This window comes from Streptomyces huiliensis (genome assembly GCF_020037025.1).
GTDB lineage: Bacteria > Actinomycetota > Actinomycetes > Streptomycetales > Streptomycetaceae > Streptomyces > Streptomyces huiliensis.
The window spans coordinates 1-569 of the sequence record NZ_JAIQLH010000537.1; the positions used below are offsets into that span (position 1 = coordinate 1).

Sequence of the window (569 nt, forward strand, 5' to 3'; positions counted from 1 at the left end):
GGTGATCCGGCCGAAGTCCATCGCCACGGTCGTCGTGGTCTTGTCCGGCGCGTGCGTGAGGTCGTCGATGCCCGCCGAGGCGGAGGTCATGACGGCTTCGGTGCGCAGCGGGTTGATCTCCGAGACCGCGCCGACGAACGTGGTCTTGCCCACGCCGAAACCACCGGCCACCACGATCTTCGCGCTGGTGGTGGAGCGGGCTGCCTCGCCGCTAGAGGTTCCGAAGTCCACTGAGCACCCTTTCGAGCAGTGTCACGTCAGGCTGGCCGCCGGCGGACGCGTCGCCGCCGGGCTGATGAATGGCGACGAGCCCGGCCTCGGCCAAGTCGGCGACGAGGATTCGGGCGACGCCGAGCGGGATGGAGAGGAGTGCCGAGATCTCGGCGACCGACTTGATCTCGCGGCACAGGTGGCAGATGCGCTGGTGTTCCGGCAACTGCCCTTGGAGCTGGGCCGGCTGGGCCGTGGTGTGCACCAGCGCCTCGATGGCGAGCTGGTAGCGCGGCCGGGTCCGGCCGCCGGTCATGGCGTAGGGGCGGACCAACGGGTTGCTCTTGCCGCCCGAGGGC

The 569-nt window shown here is 70.1% G+C and carries 2 protein-coding genes; both read right to left on the bottom strand.

Annotated elements, in window-relative coordinates; all coding sequences use genetic code 11:
• The coding region (locus JNW98_RS35730) for an ATP/GTP-binding protein (RefSeq protein ID WP_223772405.1) at window positions 1-231 on the bottom strand (231 nt) is incomplete at its 3' end.
• On the bottom strand, window positions 212-569 hold a 358-nt coding region (locus JNW98_RS35735), incomplete at its 5' end, for a DUF742 domain-containing protein (RefSeq protein WP_223772406.1). The genes JNW98_RS35735 and JNW98_RS35730, both read right to left, overlap by 20 nt.